The sequence below is a fragment of the Streptomyces sp. NPDC049887 genome (assembly GCF_040656535.1).
In the GTDB taxonomy this organism is placed as follows: Bacteria; Actinomycetota; Actinomycetes; order Streptomycetales; family Streptomycetaceae; genus Streptomyces.
This window is the reverse complement of sequence record NZ_JBFAMM010000006.1, coordinates 116,590-134,722: the sequence shown is the minus strand read 5'-3', so window position 1 is coordinate 134,722 and position 18,133 is coordinate 116,590. Positions and strand designations below refer to the sequence as shown.

The following is an 18,133-nucleotide window of genomic DNA, read 5'->3' as shown; positions in this document are numbered from 1 at the left end:
CGAGGGCCCGGGCGCGGAGAGAGACTCCGGTCGAGGTTCCGGAAACGACCCGGACGCCGGCACCCTGGACGGCCCGGTCGGCGGCCCCGTCGGCGGCCCCGCAAACGACCCTGGCGCGGGCGTCGGGAGCGGCGAGCGCGGTGCCGCGCCCCGCGGCGGTCGACTGTCCGGCGGTGCCCCGCGGGCGCGCCGGCCGCTGGGCGGTGCCCTGCGCGCGCCCGCCGCCGGCCGGAGCAACGCGCTGCACGCCGGAGCCTGGTGGGTCTGGGCGCTGGGCCTCGCCACCGCCGCTTCGAGGACGACCAATCCCCTCCTCCTCGGCCTCCTGGTGGGCGTCGCCGGGTACGTCGTGGCGGCCCGGCGCACCGACGCTCCCTGGGCCCGTTCGTACGGCGCCTTCGTCAAGCTCGGCCTGGCGGTGATCGCGATCCGGCTGGTGTTCTCCGTCGTCCTCGGTTCGCCCATCCCGGGCACCCTCGTCCTGGTGACGCTGCCCGAGGTGCCCCTGCCGGACTGGGCGCAGGGCGTCAGGATCGGCGGCCGGGTGACGGCGGAGCAGATGGTGTTCGCGCTGTACGACGGGGCGAAGCTGGCGACCCTGCTGATCTGTCTCGGCGCGGCGAACGCGCTCGCGAACCCGGCCCGGCTGCTGAAGTCGCTCCCGGGCGCGCTGTACGAGGCGGGGGTCGCGGTCGTCGTCGCCATGACGTTCGCGCCGAACATGGTCGCCGACGTGCTCCGGCTCCGTACCGCACGACGGCTGCGGGGCCGTCCGACGGGCGGGGTGAAGGCCGTCCTGCAGATCGGGCTGCCGGTCCTGGAAGGCGCGCTGGAACGTTCGGTCGCTGTCGCCGCGTCCATGGACGCGCGCGGCTACGGCCGTACCGCGCAGGTGCCCCCGGCCGTGCGGCGCACCACCACCGCTCTCACGCTCGGCGGACTGCTCGGCGTGTGCGCCGGTTCGTACGGGCTGCTCGCCGCGGAGGGCGCGGGGTACGGCCTCCCCGTGCTCCTCGGCGGCTTCGCGGCGGCACTGGGCGGGCTCTGGCTCGGTGGACGGCGCCAGGTGCGCACCCGGTACCGCCCGGACCGCTGGGGTCCGAGGGCCTGGCTGGTGGCCGGGTCCGGTGTCGTCGTGGCGGTACTGATGATCCGCGCTGGCGCGTACCAGCCCGGTGCGCTGCATCCCGGTGTCGTACCCCTGACCGTTCCCGCCCTGCCGCTGTGGCCCGCCGCGGCGGCGCTGGTGGGCCTGCTGCCCGCGTTCGTGGCGCCCGTGCCGCCGAAGGAGTCCACGTCATGATCCGCTTCGAGAACGTCTCGGTGACGTACGGCGACGCCGCGGCGGCGGCGCCGGCGGTCTCCGGGGTGGACCTCACCGTGCCGGAGGGCGAACTGGTCCTGCTGGTAGGGCCCTCGGGAGTCGGCAAGTCGACACTGCTGGGGGCAGTCTCCGGGCTGGTGCCGCACTTCTCGGGCGGCACGTTGCGGGGCCGGGTCACGGTCGACGGGCGCGACACCCGCACCCACAAACCGCGCGAACTCGCCGACGTCGTCGGCACGGTGGGCCAGGATCCACTCGCGCACTTCGTCACCGACACGGTCGAGGACGAGCTGGCGTACGGAATGGAGTCGCTGGGGCTGGCTCCCGCGGTGATGCGCCGACGGGTCGAGGAGACGCTGGACCTGCTGGGGCTGGCGGAACTCCGCGACCGTCCCCTCGCGACGCTCTCGGGCGGGCAGCGGCAGCGGGTCGCGATCGGCTCCGTGCTGACCCCGCACCCGAAGGTGCTGGTCCTCGACGAACCGACGTCCGCTCTCGACCCCGCGGCGGCGGAGGAGGTGCTGGCGGTGCTCCAGCGGCTCGTCCACGACCTGGGGACGACGGTCCTGATGGCCGAGCACCGGCTGGAGCGGGTGGTGCAGTACGCGGACCGGGTCATTCTGATGCCCGCTCCCGGCGAGCCCCCGGTGTCGGGCGCCCCCACCGACGTCATGGCCTTCTCCCCGGTCCGCCCCCCGGTCGTCACTCTCGGCCGCCTCGCGGGCTGGGCCCCGCTCCCCCTCTCCGTCCGCGACGCCCGCCGCCACGCGGGCGAACTGCGCGCCCGGCTGGCGGGGGTGACACCGGCGGGCGCCCGGGGCACACGCCCTTCGGTGCGTGGGGAGCCGGCCGGGGAGGCCGGGCCCGCGGCCCCCGTCCCTCCCTCCGTCCGCACGACGGACGGTACGGACACGACGGGCGGAGCAGCGCCGGGCCCGGCGCGTGCCGATGTCACCGGCCCCGCGGTGCGCGGGCGGCGGGCCGACCGGGGACGAGGGCGGGCCGCCCTGTTCCCGTGGTTCGGGCGCGGGCGGGCCCGGACGGTCGAGCCGGCCGGGGAGTACGACCCGGCGGTGCTCGTGGAGGCCGCGCGGCTCGGGGTGCGGCGCGGGCGGATCGAGGCGCTGCGGCGGGTCGATCTCGTGGTCGCGCCGGGAGAGACCGTCGCTCTCATGGGCCGAAACGGCGCCGGGAAGTCGACGCTGCTGGGCAGCCTCGTCGGCATGGTCGAGCCCGCGTCGGGGACGGTCCGGGTCGGCGGGAGCACCCCTCACCGCACCCCGCCCGCGGAGCTGGTGCGGCGGGTCGCACTCGTACCCCAGGAGCCGCGGGATCTGCTGTACGCGGACACGGTCGGAGCCGAGTGCGCCGCCGCGGACGCGGACGCCGCAGCCGCGCCGGGGACCTGCCGGGAGCTGGTCTCCGGGCTGCTCCCGGGGGTGGCGGACGCCACCCATCCCCGGGATCTGTCCGAAGGCCAGCGGCTGGCGCTCGCCCTCGCGATCGTGCTGACCGCCCGTCCGCCGCTCCTGCTGCTCGACGAGCCGACCCGCGGGCTCGACTACGCGGCGAAGTCGCGACTCGTCACCGTGCTGCGCGGCCTGGCGGCCGAAGGCCACGGCATCGTGCTGGCCACCCATGACGTGGAACTCGCCGCGGAGATCGCGGACCGTGTGGTGATCCTCGCGGGCGGCGAGGTCGTCGCGGACGGACCGACGGCCGACGTGGTCGTGTCGTCCCCCGCCTTCGCCCCTCAGGTAGCCAAGATCCTCGCCCCGGAGCCGTGGCTCACCGTCGCCCAGGTGGAGGCCGCCCTGTGAGCACCGCCGACACCCCCGGGCGGCCGGACCGGCAGGTTCGTCCTGACGGACTCGACCATCACGACCGGGCCGACCGGGCCGACCGGCACGACCGGCACGGTCTGATCGACGGGCACGACCGGGACGACCGGCACAGGGCGCCGGCCCGCCCCGTGCGCCTCGGCCCCCGCGCCGTCACCGCCCTCGCCCTCGTCAGCGCCATCGGTGTCGTGGCCTTCGGCTGGCCGCTGCTCGCCGACGCCGACGCCACCGTCACCGGCCACGCACAGGACGCCCCCTGGCTGTTCGCCGCCCTGCTCCCCCTCCTCGTCGGTGTGGTGGTCGCGACCATCGCCGACGGCGGCATGGACGCGAAGGCCGTCGCCATGCTCGGCGTGCTCGCCGCGGTGGGTGCGGCGCTGCGGCCGCTCGGCGCGGGCACGGCGGGGCTGGAGCCGATGTTCTTCCTGATGGTGCTGAGCGGCCGGGTGCTCGGGCCCGGGTTCGGATTCGTCCTCGGCTCGGTGACGATGTTCGCGTCCGCCCTGCTCACGGGTGGGGTCGGACCGTGGATGCCGTTCCAGATGCTCTCCATGGGCTGGTTCACGATGGGCGCGGGTCTGCTGCCGGGTGCGCACCGCCTCAGGGGCCGTGCGGAGCTGCTGATGCTCGCGGGGTACGGTTTCGCCGCGGCGTTCGCGTACGGCACGGCGATGAACCTCTACGGCTGGACGCTCGTGCCGGGCCTCGCCTCCGGCATCTCCTTCCAGGAGGGCGCTCCGGTGGCCGAGAACCTGGTCCGGTTCGGCGCGTACGTCCTCGCCACCTCCCTCGGCTGGGACCTGGGGCGGGCGGCCCTCACGGTCGTACTGACCCTCCTGGTGGGCCCGACGCTGCTGAAGGCACTCCGCCGGGCGACCCGACGGGCCGCTTTCGAGGCCCAGGTCACATTCAAGGCGGCCGGAACCCCTTCCGAGGGGTGAGGCGGCCCACAGGACTTTGGTCCCGCAACTATCGGCGTTCGTAGGCGTCGTCCGAGGACGCGGATTCTCGACCCACCCCTCCCCACCTGCCGTTAAACCGTATATGTCCGTATTAGGACTTTCGGCCTTTGATGCCCCCTCTACGTCGTATCTACGGCGTGAGCCCGGTCACGGCACGGGCCCCCGGGGGCTGGCTACAACTGTTCCCGTCGCAAGGCGCAGCAGGGCCTGGAAGCCCGGCACACGAGCCCCGCTCGGCCCCGCCCCTCGCGACCCGGAGTCCCCGAACGTTAGGTAAGCCCTTGTCCCGCTCGCTGATCACCCGCATCTCCGCCCGCAGCAAGTCCCTCGCCGCCGGTACCGCCGTGCTTCTGGGTGCGGCCGGCGCGGTCATGGGGACGACGTCGACGGCCTCGGCCGCGACGCCGCAGGAGATCGCGAAGCAGATGATGCCCGCCGCGCAGTTCCAGTGCTTCGACAAGATCGTCTCGCACGAGTCGAACTGGGACCACACGGCCATCAACGCCTCCTCCGGCGCCTACGGCCTGGTCCAGGCCCTGCCGGGCGGCAAGATGGCCTCCGCGGGCGCCGACTGGAAGACCAACCCGAAGACCCAGATCGAGTGGGGTCTGGACTACATGAACGAGCGCTACGGCAGCCCGTGCGGCGCCTGGAACTTCTGGCAGGCCAACCACTGGTACTGAGCCGGCCCGACGGCGGACGACGGACTGCCGCGCACAGCGGACCCGGGCCCCGTGCCGACGCACCACGCGTCGGCACGGGGCCTTCGCCGTGTCCAGGAGCCCGTCCTCGGGCCCTGGCACCCCGCCGCCCCGCGCCGCCCGGAGCCATGAGGGCCGACCACGGAGCACTGACTCCTTGTGGCCGGCCCCCGGGTGGGGTGGTGGCCTACTTCTCCGTGACTGTCTGGCGACGGAGTTCCACCAGCGCCTGGAGCGCCGTGCTGTACATGTGGATGCTCTTCTCGCTGTGGGAGTTGATGGCTCCCCTCAGCTCGCCGTAGGCCTTGGCGATGGTGTCGTCGAGGTCGTTGATGTCGATGGCGGTCATGTTCATCTCCTTGTTCGTTGGTCGGACCCGGCGGGCCCGGAAGTGACGTTCCGCGCTCAGCACCGCAGTGCCGAGCGGCTCGATCCAGCGCACCCCCTGCGCGGTGGCCGTCCCGTACCCCGCACACCACGGAACGGTGCGGGCCTCTCGCGCGCCGGCGGACGCCGCTGCGGCCGTCGTCGACGCGGGCAGGGGCAGCAGAGCACCGGACGCCGCGACTGCGCTTCTCGTCGCGCTTCTCATGTGATCACCTCCTTCGGCTGAGGGGACAGGTCGGGTGGGGTGCGCAGGTCGTGGTGACGCCGCAGGGCCGTCAGCGCCGCGAGATGACCACACATGCCGTGCACCGAGGGTCCGGGTGGGGTTGCGGCGGAGCACAAGTAGACCCCGGGGAGCGGAGTGGAGTACGGCTCCCGGCGGAACGTCGGGCGCGCCAATGACTGACGGAGCGTCATCGCTCCTGCGGCGATGTCTCCTCCGACGTAGTTCGGGTTGTAGAGGTCGTAGCGCTCGGCGGAGATTCCGCGGGCGGCGATAACCGTGTCGGTGAACCCGGGCGCGTAGGACTCGATGCGGCGGCGGATCATGTCGACGGGGTCGCGTGGGTCGCCGTTGGGGACGTGGGCGTATGCCCAGATGGGGCGTCTACCTCGCGGCGCTCGTGTGGGGTCGGTGACGGAGGGGTCCACAACCAGGACGAACGGATCCTCCACGCGGCGGCCGGCTGCGGTTTCGTTCTCCTGACGGAGGATGTCCTCGCGGGTGCCGCCCAGGTGCACGGTGCCTGCCAGCCCGACGAGGGCACTGGACCAGGGGATGGGCCCTGAGACGAGGAAGTCCGCCTTGGCAGCGCCGGGCCCGTATCGGTACCGGCCCAGGGCACGTCGGTAGCGCGGAGGCAGCCGGGAGCCCGCGACATTGAGGAACTCGCGGGGCCCCACATCGAGGAGGACCAGGGGAAAGCCGGAGAGTTCGGCAAGGTCCCGGATGCGGTGTCCGGTGTGGATGACGCCACCGTGCGCAAGGATGTCGGCGGCCATGACCTGCGCGATACGAGCGCTGCCCCCCTCGGGCAGTGGCCAGCCACTGCTGTGGGCTGTGTGGCCCAGGAGCAGGGCGACCGCGGCCGACGTCATCGAGGGGAGCTTCCCGACGGCGTGGGCCGCCACACCCGTCAGCAGGGCGCGGGCCGGCTCGGTGGTGAAGGGTGTGCGGCGTGCGTGCGCGAGGACACGGGTGGCGAGTTCGAGGGCGGCCACGAGGTCGGAAGGCATCGTGCGCTGGTCGGAGAGCATCAGGTCGACCACGGCGTGGGACCGGTCGACCAGGGGCGCCATGAGCCGGGCCCAGCGGGGGCCGTCCGGTCCGAGGCGCTCCGCCGTGCGGGTGAGGCTGCGCCAGGCGGCCACCGCGTTGCCGCCGGGGAGGGGGTGGGCATACGGAATGCCGGGCTGTATCAGGCGCACCCCGCGGGATGGCAGGTCGAAGCGGCGGAAGAAGTCCGAGGCGGCGGCCATGGGGTGGACCGCGGAACAGATGTCGTGGACGACGTCCTGGTCGAAGAGTGATTCGGAGCGCAGCCCGCCCCCTGTGGTCTCGGCCGCTTCGAACACGGTCACCTTCAGTCCGGCCCGCGCCAGGGTGATGGCGGCGGCCAGGCCGTTGGGGCCGGAGCCGACGATCGCTGCGTCGCTCACGGAGCGCCTCCGACTGCAGAGGCAGCGCGGGGGGCCAGTTGGCGCTCGGCGAGCCTGCGGTAGGTGGTGTCGCTTTGCATGAGTTCGGTGTGGGTACCGCCGGCACGCAGCCGTCCGTCTTCGATCACCAGAATGTGGTCGGCGTCGATGGTGGTGGAGATGCGGTGCGCGATGGTGAGGACCTGGCAGCGAGATCCGATGGTGGTGAGGGTGTGTCGGAGCGCGGTCTCGGAATCGGAGTCGAGGTGGGACGTGGCTTCGTCGAGCAGCAGAAGCTCGGGGTTGGTCAGCAGAGCCCGGGCGATCGCGAGCCTTTGGCGCTGGCCGCCGGAGAGTCCTGTGCCGCCTTCGCCGAGTTCGGTGTCGAGTCCGCTGGGCAGGGCCGCTATGACATCGGTCAGATGGGCGGCCTGCAGTGCTGCGGTGATGTCCTCGGTGGTGGCGTCCGGGCGGGCGTAGGTGAGGTTGTCGCGTATGGTGCCGCGCATCAGCGGCGAGTCCTGTTCGACCAGCCCGATCCGCTTGCGAAGGTCGGCCAGGGGGGTGGCGGCGACGTCTGCTCCGGCCAGTCGGATGACCCCCTCGTCGGGGTCGCGGAAGCGTTCGATCAGCTGGAAGAGGGTGGTCTTTCCGGCGCCCGAGGGGCCGACGACGGCGGTCACTCCAGTGGCCGGCAGTGAGAAGGAGACGCCGTTCAGCGCGGGGGTCGCGGCGTCGGGGTAGCTGAATGTGACGTTCTCGAACGCCACGGCGGGCGCACCGTCGGTGCGGCCCGACGGGTCGTTACCGCGGTTCTGCTCCTGCTCGATGCCGGCCAGGTCCTGGACCCTGTCGATCGCCGCCCGGCCCTGTTGGAGCTCGCCGAGGGACATGAACAGCATCACCAGCGGCGACACGAGGTAGAAGAGGTACATGACGAAGGCGGTGAGATCCTGCACTGGGAGCTCGCCAGTGGCGGTCCGGGCCATGCCCCAGGCGATGACCACGGCCAGGGACACCTGAGTACCGACGTTCATGGCCGGCATCAGGAGTGCTGAGAGCCGGGTGACCCGGACACCGCTGTCGCGGGCGGCACGGGCCAGTGTCTGCAGGTGGTCGGCTTCGCGCTGCTCGGCCCGGGATGCCTTCACCGTGGTCAGGCCGCTCAGCACGCGCAGCAGGCCGGAGCCGTAGTGGCTGGTGTCCTCGCGGTTGGTGACGGCTGCCTTGCGGACCGCGCGGGCCAGGAGGAGGGCAATCGCTGAAGCGGATCCGAGACATCCTGCGGTGGCCAACAGCATCCGCCAGTCGATCCAGGCCATGACCGCGATACAGCCGACGGCAGTGAACGCCGAGGTGATCATCTGGGCCACGGAGGAGGACAGGGCGACCCGCGCCAGGGAGGTGTCGGCGACGGTGCGGGTGAAGACGTCACCGTGCTCGAGGCGGTTGAACGCCGGTACTCGGGCGTGCAGAAGCCGTCCGGTGAGGGTTGTGCGCATGTCGAGGACGATGTTCTCCCCGGCGCGGCCGATCAGGTAGAAGTGGGCTGCGGCAAGCATCGCGTCCGCGGCGAAGAGCAGTGCGATGAAGGTGATGGGCCACACAACCGGTCGGTGGGTGGCCACCGCTTCGATCAGGTCTCCGATGAGCAGTGGTTGCACCAGCGTGGCGGCGGTGCCGGCCAGTCCGAGGAGCACCCCGGCGCCGAGCAGGAGCCGGTGACGGCGGACGATCGCGGTGATGTTCACGAGCTGCCCTCGCCGAGGGTGGTCGCGACGATGACTGCGATGGCTGCTGCGAGGGTAAGGCTGCTGATCCACGCGGCACTGGTCCGTTTGCCGTTGTCGCGGAACATCACCAGCATGCTCGGTACGGCGAGGCCGTAGGCGATCACGAACCACGTCAGGCGGCTTGTCGTCAGCATGGTTCACTGCTCCTTTCCTTGCCTGATCCACGCGTCTGCCACGCGGTGCGGGCGTTGCGTTACGCGGTGGCGCGGGCGATGTACCAGTCGTAGGGCTGTGTGCCGTCGTCTGCGTGGACGTGCTCGACGGTGAACCCGGCCCGCTCGAGGCAGGCTTCCACCTCGTTCCGCTCGATGAGCAGGATGCTTTCGCTGAATTCGACGGCCGGTTCGCCGTCCGTTTCGACACGGGTGTGCATGGTGAGGATGTCCGTGCTGTCCAGCGTGACGGTGAAGGTGGTGGTGCTGTCTCCGTGGTGCGGTGTGGGCACCGTCAACCGGTGCTGGACGACGAGCGGCAGGTAGGCGGCGGTGGCGTAGTACTCCATCGACAGTGTCGCCCCCGGGGCCAGCACGCCTCGGATGTGGGTGAGCGTGGTGAAGAGCTCCTCGCGGGTGCGCACGCAGGCGAGTGACCCCATGGTGGAGTAGGCGGCGTCGAACGAGCCGTCGACGGGCAGGGGGCTGCGGAAGTCCGCCTGCACCAGAGTGGTGTTTCCGGGGAGTCCTTTGCGGCGGAACTCGTCGAGCATGGCGGCGGAGTTGTCCAGGCCGACGACCTCCTCCGCCACGGATGCGACGGGGACGGCAACCCGGCCGGTGCCGACGCCGATCTCCAGTGCACGGGCGCCGCAGACATACGGGTGAAGGCGGGTGAGAGTGTCCTCGATGGGCATGGCGGAGGCGATCAGCGAGTCGTAGACGGAGGCCACCGCAGGCCCGTACTGGACTTCCTGGATCACGGGTTCACCTTCTCGTAGTCGAAGACCAGGTCGTACTTGGGGTCTTCGCTGTGGTCGTAGCCGGAGTAGCGGACCAGCAGCACCTGGAACAGCGGGAAGCCGGCCTCCGGTGTGATGCGGCGGCGCACGAACTCGTTCACGAGCGCGTAGGCGGATTCCTTGGCCTCCCGGTGGAGGGGGGTCATGGCACCGGGGTTGTTCAACAGCGTGGAGGCCACGTCGAAGATGGCCTTCTCGGCGCGGCGCCCGGGGAACCAGAAGGCATGGGCCAGTTTCCGCGGCGTGATGGCGTAGACCTCACGCCATTCGGTGTGCCGCGACTTGTCCTCGTTGGCCAGCCGGTAGAGGAAGTGCTGATCCTCCACGGCCGGGTTGGGCGCGAAGAAGCGCCAGTTGGGGATGAGGATTCCGGTGCCGGTCTTGTCGCCGCTGCGGACCTTGTCGTAGCTGCGGTCGGGATGCTGGCCGAGGACCGATGCAACGAACCAACCGGCGAGGAGCGCCGGTACGGCACGCTCCATCACCGTCGATGCCTTGCTCATGCCGCTTCCTCCAGCTCGTCCTGGTCGCTTTCGTTCCGGTGGACGTCCACGACCCGGCCGATGGCTTCCTCGATGGCCCGCGCGGTGTGCGGCGCGTGGTCGACGCCGCCGGTGAGGGAAAGATGGGTGGAGCCCGGGACCGTCACGATGCTGCCGCCCGTACCCGAGGCGATGTACTCGTCGTACATGTCCTGGTGCTCGGGGGTGTCCCGCATTGTGCTCTCGGCGGCCACGATGGACACGGGGATGTGCAGTCGGTCGAGAGGGCGACCGCCGTCGAGCATGAAGGCGTAGGAGTAGTCCCACTCGCGCCGCCCGGTGCGCCAGGTGGAGGGGGCGGAGCCTTCCAGCCGGAGAGTACCCAGATGCGGGCTGCCGGCGGCGTAGGCGAACAGACCCTTCTTGTCGACCAGCAGGCCGGCCCCGAACACCGACGACCACGGGCCGAGCTTCATGGTCAGGTTGACGCCGCGTGAGCCTTCCCGCTGTGCACGGGAGTTCACCAGCTCGCGAGGGTGATTGGGGTCGACCAGCACCACGCCGTGGACTCGGTCGGGCAACGCTGCGGCCGCGCGGTGGACGAGGTAACCGCCGAGTGAATGGCCGGTCAGCACGCACGGGCCGTCGGTGCCCACGGCGTCGGCAATCAGCTCGGTGAGATCGGCGACGGACTCGGCCAGCGCGTAGTCTTCCGGGCACCGGCGCAGCGAGGAACGGTATCCGGCCCGGTCGTACAGCACCACGGAGACGGCCGGGTCCAGATGGTCGGCGACGAGCAGCCACGCCGCCGACGTGTTCATCAGCCCGGCGTCGCACACCAGGGTGGGGCCGCCCGGACGTCCGTGGCGGACGTGGTAGGTGATGAGGTTTCCGCTGTCGCAGCGGACACGGCGCCGCTCGAAGCCGGCGTGGCTCGAGCGGATCCTGAGGGTGGCGTAACTCTGGTGGGCGATGCCGGCGGCGAGGCAGGCGGCCAGACCTGCAGCGGTCAGGCGGGGAAAGGTCATCCTGGTCATGCGGCCTCACCGGTGCCCTTGGCGAGAGCCCTCACGGAAGGGTAGGTCGAGGCGAAGGCCCAAGCGAAGCGGGACAGTCCCATGAAGCGGGCGTTGGCGACATGGAAGGCGCCCATGACGAGCAGGCCCGCGTCGATGTATTTGCCCTTCCTCAGCAGAAGAAGTGGGAAGCCGCACTCCAGTGCAAGGACGGTGTGGCAGATCGCGCGCGACACGGCGGGGCGCTTCTCCAACTGCCGGTAGAACCATTCGTCGCCGTATGTCTGGGTGCGCATGATCTTGGCGAGGGCGTCGCCGGAGCGCCAGGCGTCGCCGGGAAGCTTGGCCCAGCCGGAGGCTCCGTAGGACAGCACGGTCTGGGCGCCGATGAACTGAACGGCCGCCTTCCGGGTGGCGTCGGTACCGCCCGCCCGCCCCAGTGCGGCGGCGGTCTGGACGAGGAAGGACACCTGGTCCGAGCCGTCGGTACCGAACAGGTGCCGGGGGTAGATGAGGATCTGGCTGCCGGCGAGGTAGGCGTTGGCCGCCATGCGCACCTTGTTGTTCCTGACCGGCGAGATCAGGATGGCCGCAGCCACGGCACGCGATCCGTGGACAGCCTGGGTGACCGGCTCCCTGGCGATGAAGTCCTTGACGGTCTGCATGACCTTGGTCTTGGCCGGGACCTGGGAGCGGGTGTGGGTCCAGTCGTTCAGGCCGCCCGGCTCGCGGTCCATCCTGCGCACGATGTACTCGAGGCTGGAGAGCAGATGCGTGGCGGCGGACAGCCGCTCGGCGGTGGTGAGGGGTTTCGCGCACGCCGACTCGGCGGCTCTGCGCAGACGTGACAGCATGATCCGTTCCTGGTCCTGTGACGAAGGTGGCGCACGGGCATGTGCCGCGGAAGGCGCGGCGAGGGCGGAGCAGCGCCGACGAGGCCGATCGGGCCCGGTGGAGGGCCGACGGGAAGCCTCGGAGTCGTGCGGCTTCCCGTCGCCCTGGCACTACTTCTGGGCGGCCTTGACCGCGGCACCCACACCCGCGGCGGCGGTGAGAACGGCGCACACCTTGCCGCCGGCCACTACTCCGGCCATGAAAGCGGCGGGAGTCGCCATCACCGGGGCGATGGCCCCGTCAGCCGCCCGGCCGGCGCCCGCGTTCACCTTCTCCACAAGCACAGACATGGTGCTTCCTCCTGAGATCTGATAGATGAGACATGGCTCCGGTTCTGGCAGACACCTTCACTGTCTGCCAGAACCGGAAGCCTGAACCAGGAACCCGCCACCGGGCTCAGCCGGTGGCGACCTTGTACGCCGCGTACGCGGCGCCGGTCACTGCACCGGCACCGACGACCGCGCCGGCGGCCTTGGCGATGACCGGCGTCGCGAAGATGGCCGGCGTGGCCATGACCGGAGCCGCGCCGCGGGTGGCGTCACCGGCGTCGAGAGCCCCCTTGAGGGCCGTGTTGGCGTTGACCTTCTGCATCAGCATGTTTTCCCTCCTCTCTGCGTTTTGCAGGTGATGGACATCCCGCCCTGCCCATGAAAGAACGGGGACAGGAATCCCGGAAAAATAGGTGTGCACTGTTCCCCACGAAAGAAGCGGGGATCGAGAATCCCCTTCGCCCAGCAAAGCCGCATGGAGCGAGGGGTGACAAGGCGCATTACATCGCCTTTACCACGAACAGTGCGTGACGGTCGTCTACTTGACGTTCTTGGTGACCACGTATGCGCCGGCGGCAGCGACCGCCCACTTCGAGGTGACGACGACCACGCCCGGCGTGGCCATGATGGGCGCGACACGGCCGTCCGAGCCGCCGTCGGCAAGGAACTCCGCAAGCGAAGCATCCTGGTTCACCTTGCTCAGAAGCATGAACTTCCCCCTTGGATGAGAGCGCGCAGCCCGCGACACGTACATCCCGGAGCCGCAAGATCTGGTCGGTCACGAAGGGGTCCGGGGCTGCGCATCGGACAGGCGGCGAGGTTGGTCAGTCCCGCCGCTTGCGAACGTGCCGTCAGTATATGAACGGTCAAGGCGAGTTGATCAAGCCTTTACGGTGTGACCGGCGCCACATTCGAATTGCTTTCGGGGAACTTGAGGTTCCAGATGCGTATTCTCGCTTCACAGAACCTGCAAATTCCGCCGCCCCCAAGGGCCTATGGGCATGCGATGATCGGCTTGCACACCCCCCACACCCATTCGGAAGGACGCATGTCCCCAGAGGAAACGAGTCACATCGAAGCCGAGGACGTGTGGCGTCGATACGGGCGCGGCAAGAGCGCGTTCGACGCCGTACGCGGCGTCAGCTTCTCCGTCGAGCCGGGACAGTTGTTCGCCCTCCTCGGGACCAACGGTGCCGGCAAGACCTCCACCGTGGAACTGCTGGAGGGCCTCGCCTCACCACACCGCGGCAGCATCCGCATCTTCGGCCGGCTCGACCCCGTCGCCGACCGGGCCAGAATCCGGCCCCGTACCGGCGCGATGCTGCAGGAGGGCGGATTCATATCCCACCTCACCGTTCGGGAGAGCGTGGGGATGTGGGCCCAGCTCACCTCGAAGCCGCGGAGCATCGCCGAGGCGATCGGCACAGCCGGGCTCGAACACCGTGCCGACACCATGGTCCAGAACCTCTCCGGCGGCGAGAAGCGGCGGCTCGACCTGGCCGTTGCCACGCTCTCCCACCCCGATGTGCTCTTCCTCGACGAACCGACCGCAGGCATGGACGCCGAGGGCAGGCACACCACATGGCAACTGATCCGGAGCATGCGGGAACAAGGCACGACGATCCTGCTGACCACGCACTACCTCGAGGAGGCCGAGTCCCTCGCGGACCGGCTGGCCATCATGCACCGAGGCCGGATCGCGACGTCCGGCACCGTCTCCGAGATCGTCGCCGACCACCCGTCCACCCTCACCTTCGGTCTGCCCGACCCGTGGCGAGCACACGACCTCCCCGCGGTCAGCGGCCCGGCCGACGAGCACAGCGGCCGTGTGACGGTCACCACCGCGCAGTTGCAGCAGGACGCCACCCGGTTGCTGAACTGGGCCGAGGAGCATGACGTGACACTGGACCGATTCACGGCGCGGCCGGCCTCGCTCGAGGAGGCCTTCATCCGCGTCGCCAGCCAGGGGGACCCCGAGTGACCAGCACGACCATGCGCCACATGCGAGCCCTCTTCCGCATCGAGTGGAAGCTGTTCAACCGGATCAAGGCGAACTACGTCTTCGTCCTTTTCGTCCCCTTGATGATCCTCATGGCGATGCGCTTCGTGCAGGACCAGATGGACCTCGCCGGGCACGGCCTCAACCCGGGACCTCTGATGGTGTCCACCGCAACCGGCATCCTGCTGATCTTCTCCCTCTACTCCTCCGTCACCGGTCTCTATGTCGCCCGCAGGGAGGAACTCGTCCTCAAGCGCCTGCGCACGGGCGAGGTCTCCGACCCGGTGATCCTGGCAGGCGGCGCCTCCATGTTCATCACCATCGCCGTCGTACAGATCCTCGGGGTGGCGGCCGCCCTGTCAGCGATGTACGGCGTGGCCCCCCGTCAGCCGCTCGCCGCGATGGCGGCACTGCTCACCGGCGTCGCCCTCATGACGGCGATGGCAGCGGCGACCGCGGCCCTCTGCAAGAACATCGAGTCCGTCATGGTCGCGACACTGCCCGCGATCTTCGTGCTTCCGATGATCTCAGGCATCTACATCCCGCGCGAGGTGCTGCCCGACGCGGCCGCGGACGTCCTCCTCTTCGCGCCTCTGTCACCGACGATCGACCTGGTGCGTTCGGGCTGGACCGGAGAACTCTCCGTGCTGCAAGGAGTCGGCCGGTTCGTGCTGGCACTGGCATGGGCCGCACTGTTCGCCGCGATCGCGGCCCGCAGGTTCCGCTGGGAACCCCGAACCTGATCGATCCCGGCCGGGCACGGCGCCGGCTTCCACGGCCGGGAGGGCGGACGAGCCACGCCCTTGCCCCCTTCCGCCGAAGGGAGTTCGAACCCGACCGCCCCGAACCATCGGATCACCTCCGGAAGGCGGATGACGTGTCACTTCCTCACGGACTCAAGGCTTCGCAGCCTCACAGCCTCACAGCCTCACAGCCTCTGCAGGATCGTGCCCGTCGCCAGTGCTCCGCCCGCGCACATCGTCACCAGCGCGAACTCCTTGTCCGTCCGCTCCAGTTCATGCAGCGCCGTCGTGATCAGCCGCGCGCCCGTCGCGCCCACGGGGTGCCCCAGCGCGATGGCCCCTCCGTTGACGTTGACCTTCTCCAGGTCCTGGTCGAAGACCTGCGCCCAGCTGAGCACGACGGAGGCGAACGCCTCGTTGATCTCGACGAGGTCGATGTCCCCGAGCGACATGCCGGCCTTCCCCAGCACCGCCCGTGTGGCGTCGATCGGCCCGTCGAGATGGAAGTGCGGGTCCGCCCCGACCAGGGCCTGCGCGACGATCCGGGCGCGCGGCTTCAGCTTCAGGGCCCGCGCCATGCGCTTGGACGCCCACATGATCGCCGCCGCACCGTCGGAGATCTGCGAGGAGTTCCCGGCGGTGTGGACCGCGGTCGGCATCACCGGCTTCAGCCCGCCCAGCGCCTCCATCGAGGTGTCCCGCAGGCCCTCGTCGCGGTCGACGAGCCGCCACATGCCCTGTCCGGCGTGCTGCTCCTCCTCGGTCGTGGGCACCTGGACGGCGAAGGTCTCGCGCTTGAAGCGCTCCTCGGCCCAGGCGACCGCGGCCCGCTCCTGGGAGATCAGTCCGAGGGAATCGACGTTCTCGCGGGTGAGTCCGCGACGGCGCGCGATGCGCTCGGCGGCCTCGAACTGGTTGGGCAGGTCGACGTTCCACTCGTCCGGCCAGGGCTTGCCAGGTCCGTGCTTGGAACCGCTGCCCAACGGTACGCGCGACATGGCCTCGACGCCGCAGCTGACGCCGACGTCGATCACCCCGGCGGCGATCATGTTGGCGGTCATGTGCGCGGCCTGCTGCGAGGAGCCGCACTGGCAGTCGACCGTCGTCGCGGCGGTCTCGTAGGGCAGCCCCATGGTGAGCCAGGCGTTGCGCGCCGGGTTCATGGACTGCTCGCCGGCGTGGGTGACGGTGCCGCCGACGATCTGCTCGACGCAGTCGGCGTGGATGCCGGTGCGGCCGAGCAGCTCACGGTAGGTCTCGCCCAGCAGATAGGCGGGGTGCAGATTGGCGAGCGCGCCACCGCGCTTGCCTATGGGTGTGCGTACGGCTTCGACGATGACGGGTTCCGCGGCCATGAGCTCGTCCTCTCCTCAGCGCCGGTGCGGGGTGTCCCGGTACCCCGCACGCAAGAACCGCAAGAAGAACTAGTACGCGTTCTAGTTCTCTAGCAGTCTTATGAGGGTTACCCCAGGTACGCAAGGCTCCTGCACGCAACAGTTCCCGCCACGAGTCTTGCCAGTTGCAGAACCCGTTATTACGTTGCGGACACTTCTGATGGGTCGTCAGAACCTTGCAGCCGCCGCACAGCTGTCCAGCCGCGAGACCTGGAGTTGCCGATGCCCTGCCCCCATCTCCCCGAAGGGTTCGACGCCACCGACCCCGATCTCCTGCAGAGCCGCGTCCCCCTCCCCGAGTTCGCCCGGTTACGCCGGACGGCTCCCGTCTGGTGGTGCCCGCAGCCACGAGGCGTCACCGGCTTCGACGACGAGGGCTACTGGGCGGTCACCCGCCATGCGGACGTCAAATACGTGTCCACCCACCCCGAGTTGTACTCCTCCAGCGAGAACACCGCGGTCATCCGCTTCAACGAGCACATCAGCCGCGACCAGATCGAGGCGCAGCGCCTGATCATGCTCAACATGGACCCGCCCGAGCACACCCGGGTCCGGCAGATAGTCCAGCGCGGCTTCACACCCCGCGCCGTACGCGGACTGGAGTCGGCGCTGCGCGACCGCGCCCGGCGGATCGTGGAGGAGGCGAGGGCGGCCGCGCGGGGCAGAGCGGACGGCGGCTTCGACTTCGTCACCCGGATCGCCGTCGAACTCCCGCTGCAGGCCATCGCCGAACTCATCGGCATCCCCCAGGAGGACCGCGCCCGGATCTTCGACTGGTCGAACAAGATGGTGGCGTACGACGATCCGGAGTACGCGATCACGGAGGAGATCGGCGCAGAGGCCGCGATGGAGCTGATCGGCTACTCCATGAACCTGGCGGCCGCACGCAAGGAGTGCCCGGCGCAGGACATCGTCACCCAGCTCGTCGCAGCCGAGGGCGAAGGCAATCTCTCCTCCGACGAGTTCGGCTTCTTCGTGCTGCTGCTGGCGGTGGCGGGCAACGAGACCACCCGCAACGCGATCAGCCACGGTATGCACGCCCTCCTCACCCATCCCGAGCAGTGGGAGCTCTACAAACGGGAGCGTCCGGCGACCGCGGCCGAGGAGATCGTCCGCTGGGCCACACCCGTGGTCTCCTTCCAGCGGACCGCGACCCAGGACACCGAACTCGGCGGCCAGAAGATCAGCAAGGGAGACCGGGTGGGGCTCTTCTACTCCTCCGCCAACAACGACCCCGAGGTCTTCGAGGACCCAGGCGCCTTCGACATCACCCGCGATCCCAACCCGCACCTCGGTTTCGGCGGGGGCGGCCCGCACTTCTGCCTCGGCAAGTCCCTGGCCGTCCAGGAGATCGACCTCATCTTCGACGCCGTCGCCGACATCCTGCCGGACCTGCGCCTGGCCGGCGACCCGCGCAGGCTGCGCGCCGCGTGGCTGAACGGGATCAAGGAACTCCGGGTCAGCGTCGACCGCTGAGGTGCGGGGGCCACCGGCCGGTGCGCGCACGCGGCGACGCACGAAAGGCGAACCGGACATCCGCGACGCGTGCAGGCCGGCGGCCACCCAGCGACGACGCGCGCACCCCGGCCGTGGGAGGCGGGGCACCCCCTGCGCCCGCCCCGTCTCCCGCCCGGCCCGTCTCCCGCCCGGCCCTCACAGCCCCGGGCCCGGATTCGGGCCCGACTCGGGCCCGGCGGACCACGTCCGGGCCCCGAGTCGCCCTCCGGTTCTGGCG

The 18,133-nt window shown here is 70.4% G+C and carries 19 protein-coding genes; 7 read left to right on the top strand and 12 right to left on the bottom strand.

Going from position 1 to position 18,133, the window contains the following annotated elements; genetic code table 11:
- Positions 1-163: 163 nt before the first annotated feature.
- From AB0J10_RS09855 to AB0J10_RS09840, 4 genes are all read left to right on the top strand, one after another.
- Positions 164-1,303, top strand: a complete 1,140-nt coding sequence (locus AB0J10_RS09855; protein ID WP_363059968.1) for an energy-coupling factor transporter transmembrane protein EcfT — start codon at positions 164-166, stop codon at positions 1,301-1,303.
- Positions 1,300-3,144, top strand: a complete 1,845-nt coding sequence (locus AB0J10_RS09850; protein ID WP_363059673.1) for an ATP-binding cassette domain-containing protein — start codon at positions 1,300-1,302, stop codon at positions 3,142-3,144. Before AB0J10_RS09855 ends, AB0J10_RS09850 begins: the two co-directional genes overlap by 4 nt.
- A 104-nt stretch (positions 3,145-3,248) precedes the next feature.
- The gene (locus AB0J10_RS09845; protein ID WP_363059966.1) at positions 3,249-4,106 is read left to right on the top strand and encodes an ECF transporter S component; all 858 of its coding nucleotides are present in this window, start codon (positions 3,249-3,251) and stop codon (positions 4,104-4,106) included.
- Positions 4,107-4,408: 302 nt separating this feature from the next.
- On the top strand, positions 4,409-4,810 hold the full coding sequence (locus tag AB0J10_RS09840) for a transglycosylase SLT domain-containing protein (protein WP_363059671.1): 402 nt from the start codon (positions 4,409-4,411) through the stop codon (positions 4,808-4,810).
- A gap of 205 nt (positions 4,811-5,015) precedes the next feature.
- On the opposite strand, the gene AB0J10_RS09835 is transcribed toward AB0J10_RS09840, so the two are convergent.
- The 11 genes from AB0J10_RS09835 to AB0J10_RS09785 all read right to left on the bottom strand — a co-directional run bounded on the left by AB0J10_RS09835 (position 5,016) and on the right by AB0J10_RS09785 (position 12,971).
- Positions 5,016-5,420 (bottom strand): hypothetical protein, encoded by a 405-nt coding sequence (locus AB0J10_RS09835; RefSeq protein WP_363059669.1) that lies wholly within the window; start codon positions 5,418-5,420, stop codon positions 5,016-5,018.
- On the bottom strand, positions 5,417-6,874 hold the full coding sequence (locus AB0J10_RS09830) for an NAD(P)/FAD-dependent oxidoreductase (RefSeq protein WP_363059667.1): 1,458 nt from the start codon (positions 6,872-6,874) through the stop codon (positions 5,417-5,419). Before AB0J10_RS09830 ends, AB0J10_RS09835 begins: the two co-directional genes overlap by 4 nt.
- Positions 6,871-8,604: an ABC transporter ATP-binding protein gene (locus tag AB0J10_RS09825; protein WP_363059665.1), complete on the bottom strand. Its 1,734-nt coding sequence runs from the start codon at positions 8,602-8,604 to the stop codon at positions 6,871-6,873. The genes AB0J10_RS09830 and AB0J10_RS09825 overlap by 4 nt, the downstream gene beginning before the upstream one ends.
- Entirely contained in the window at positions 8,601-8,780 is a 180-nt protein-coding gene (locus tag AB0J10_RS09820; protein WP_363059663.1) for a hypothetical protein, read from the bottom strand. Before AB0J10_RS09820 ends, AB0J10_RS09825 begins: the two co-directional genes overlap by 4 nt.
- Before the next feature lie 59 nt (positions 8,781-8,839).
- A complete protein-coding gene (locus AB0J10_RS09815) occupies positions 8,840-9,562 on the bottom strand; it encodes a class I SAM-dependent methyltransferase (RefSeq protein WP_363059661.1) in 723 nt (240 codons plus the stop codon).
- Positions 9,559-10,104 (bottom strand): hypothetical protein, encoded by a 546-nt coding sequence (locus AB0J10_RS09810; protein WP_363059659.1) that lies wholly within the window; start codon positions 10,102-10,104, stop codon positions 9,559-9,561. Before AB0J10_RS09810 ends, AB0J10_RS09815 begins: the two co-directional genes overlap by 4 nt.
- Positions 10,101-11,120: an alpha/beta hydrolase gene (locus tag AB0J10_RS09805; RefSeq protein ID WP_363059657.1), complete on the bottom strand. Its 1,020-nt coding sequence runs from the start codon at positions 11,118-11,120 to the stop codon at positions 10,101-10,103. The genes AB0J10_RS09810 and AB0J10_RS09805 overlap by 4 nt, the downstream gene beginning before the upstream one ends.
- On the bottom strand, positions 11,117-11,953 hold the full coding sequence (locus AB0J10_RS09800) for a hypothetical protein (RefSeq protein ID WP_363059655.1): 837 nt from the start codon (positions 11,951-11,953) through the stop codon (positions 11,117-11,119). The genes AB0J10_RS09805 and AB0J10_RS09800 overlap by 4 nt, the downstream gene beginning before the upstream one ends.
- 150 nt (positions 11,954-12,103) lie before the next feature.
- On the bottom strand, positions 12,104-12,283 hold the full coding sequence (locus AB0J10_RS09795) for a hypothetical protein (protein ID WP_363059653.1): 180 nt from the start codon (positions 12,281-12,283) through the stop codon (positions 12,104-12,106).
- A gap of 106 nt (positions 12,284-12,389) precedes the next feature.
- Positions 12,390-12,590, bottom strand: coding sequence for a hypothetical protein (locus AB0J10_RS09790; protein WP_363059651.1), 201 nt, complete (start codon positions 12,588-12,590; stop codon positions 12,390-12,392).
- A gap of 210 nt (positions 12,591-12,800) precedes the next feature.
- Positions 12,801-12,971: a hypothetical protein gene (locus AB0J10_RS09785; RefSeq protein WP_363059649.1), complete on the bottom strand. Its 171-nt coding sequence runs from the start codon at positions 12,969-12,971 to the stop codon at positions 12,801-12,803.
- A gap of 339 nt (positions 12,972-13,310) precedes the next feature.
- Here AB0J10_RS09785 and AB0J10_RS09780 point away from each other — a divergent pair, with 339 nt between their 5' ends.
- Together AB0J10_RS09780 and AB0J10_RS09775 are read left to right on the top strand one after the other, a co-directional pair.
- Entirely contained in the window at positions 13,311-14,243 is a 933-nt protein-coding gene (locus AB0J10_RS09780) for an ABC transporter ATP-binding protein (RefSeq protein WP_363059647.1), read from the top strand.
- Complete coding sequence (locus AB0J10_RS09775) at positions 14,240-15,004, top strand: ABC transporter permease (protein WP_363059645.1); 765 nt, start codon at positions 14,240-14,242, stop codon at positions 15,002-15,004. Before AB0J10_RS09780 ends, AB0J10_RS09775 begins: the two co-directional genes overlap by 4 nt.
- A gap of 185 nt (positions 15,005-15,189) precedes the next feature.
- Here AB0J10_RS09775 and AB0J10_RS09770 read toward each other — a convergent pair whose 3' ends face one another.
- On the bottom strand, positions 15,190-16,359 hold the full coding sequence (locus AB0J10_RS09770; protein ID WP_363059643.1) for a steroid 3-ketoacyl-CoA thiolase: 1,170 nt from the start codon (positions 16,357-16,359) through the stop codon (positions 15,190-15,192).
- Between the two features lie 261 nt (positions 16,360-16,620).
- Here AB0J10_RS09770 and AB0J10_RS09765 point away from each other — a divergent pair, with 261 nt between their 5' ends.
- Positions 16,621-17,874 carry a cytochrome P450 gene (locus AB0J10_RS09765; RefSeq protein ID WP_363059641.1) on the top strand — a complete coding sequence of 418 codons (1,254 nt, stop codon included), beginning with the start codon at positions 16,621-16,623 and terminating at the stop codon, positions 17,872-17,874.
- The last annotated feature ends 259 nt before the right edge of the window (positions 17,875-18,133 follow it).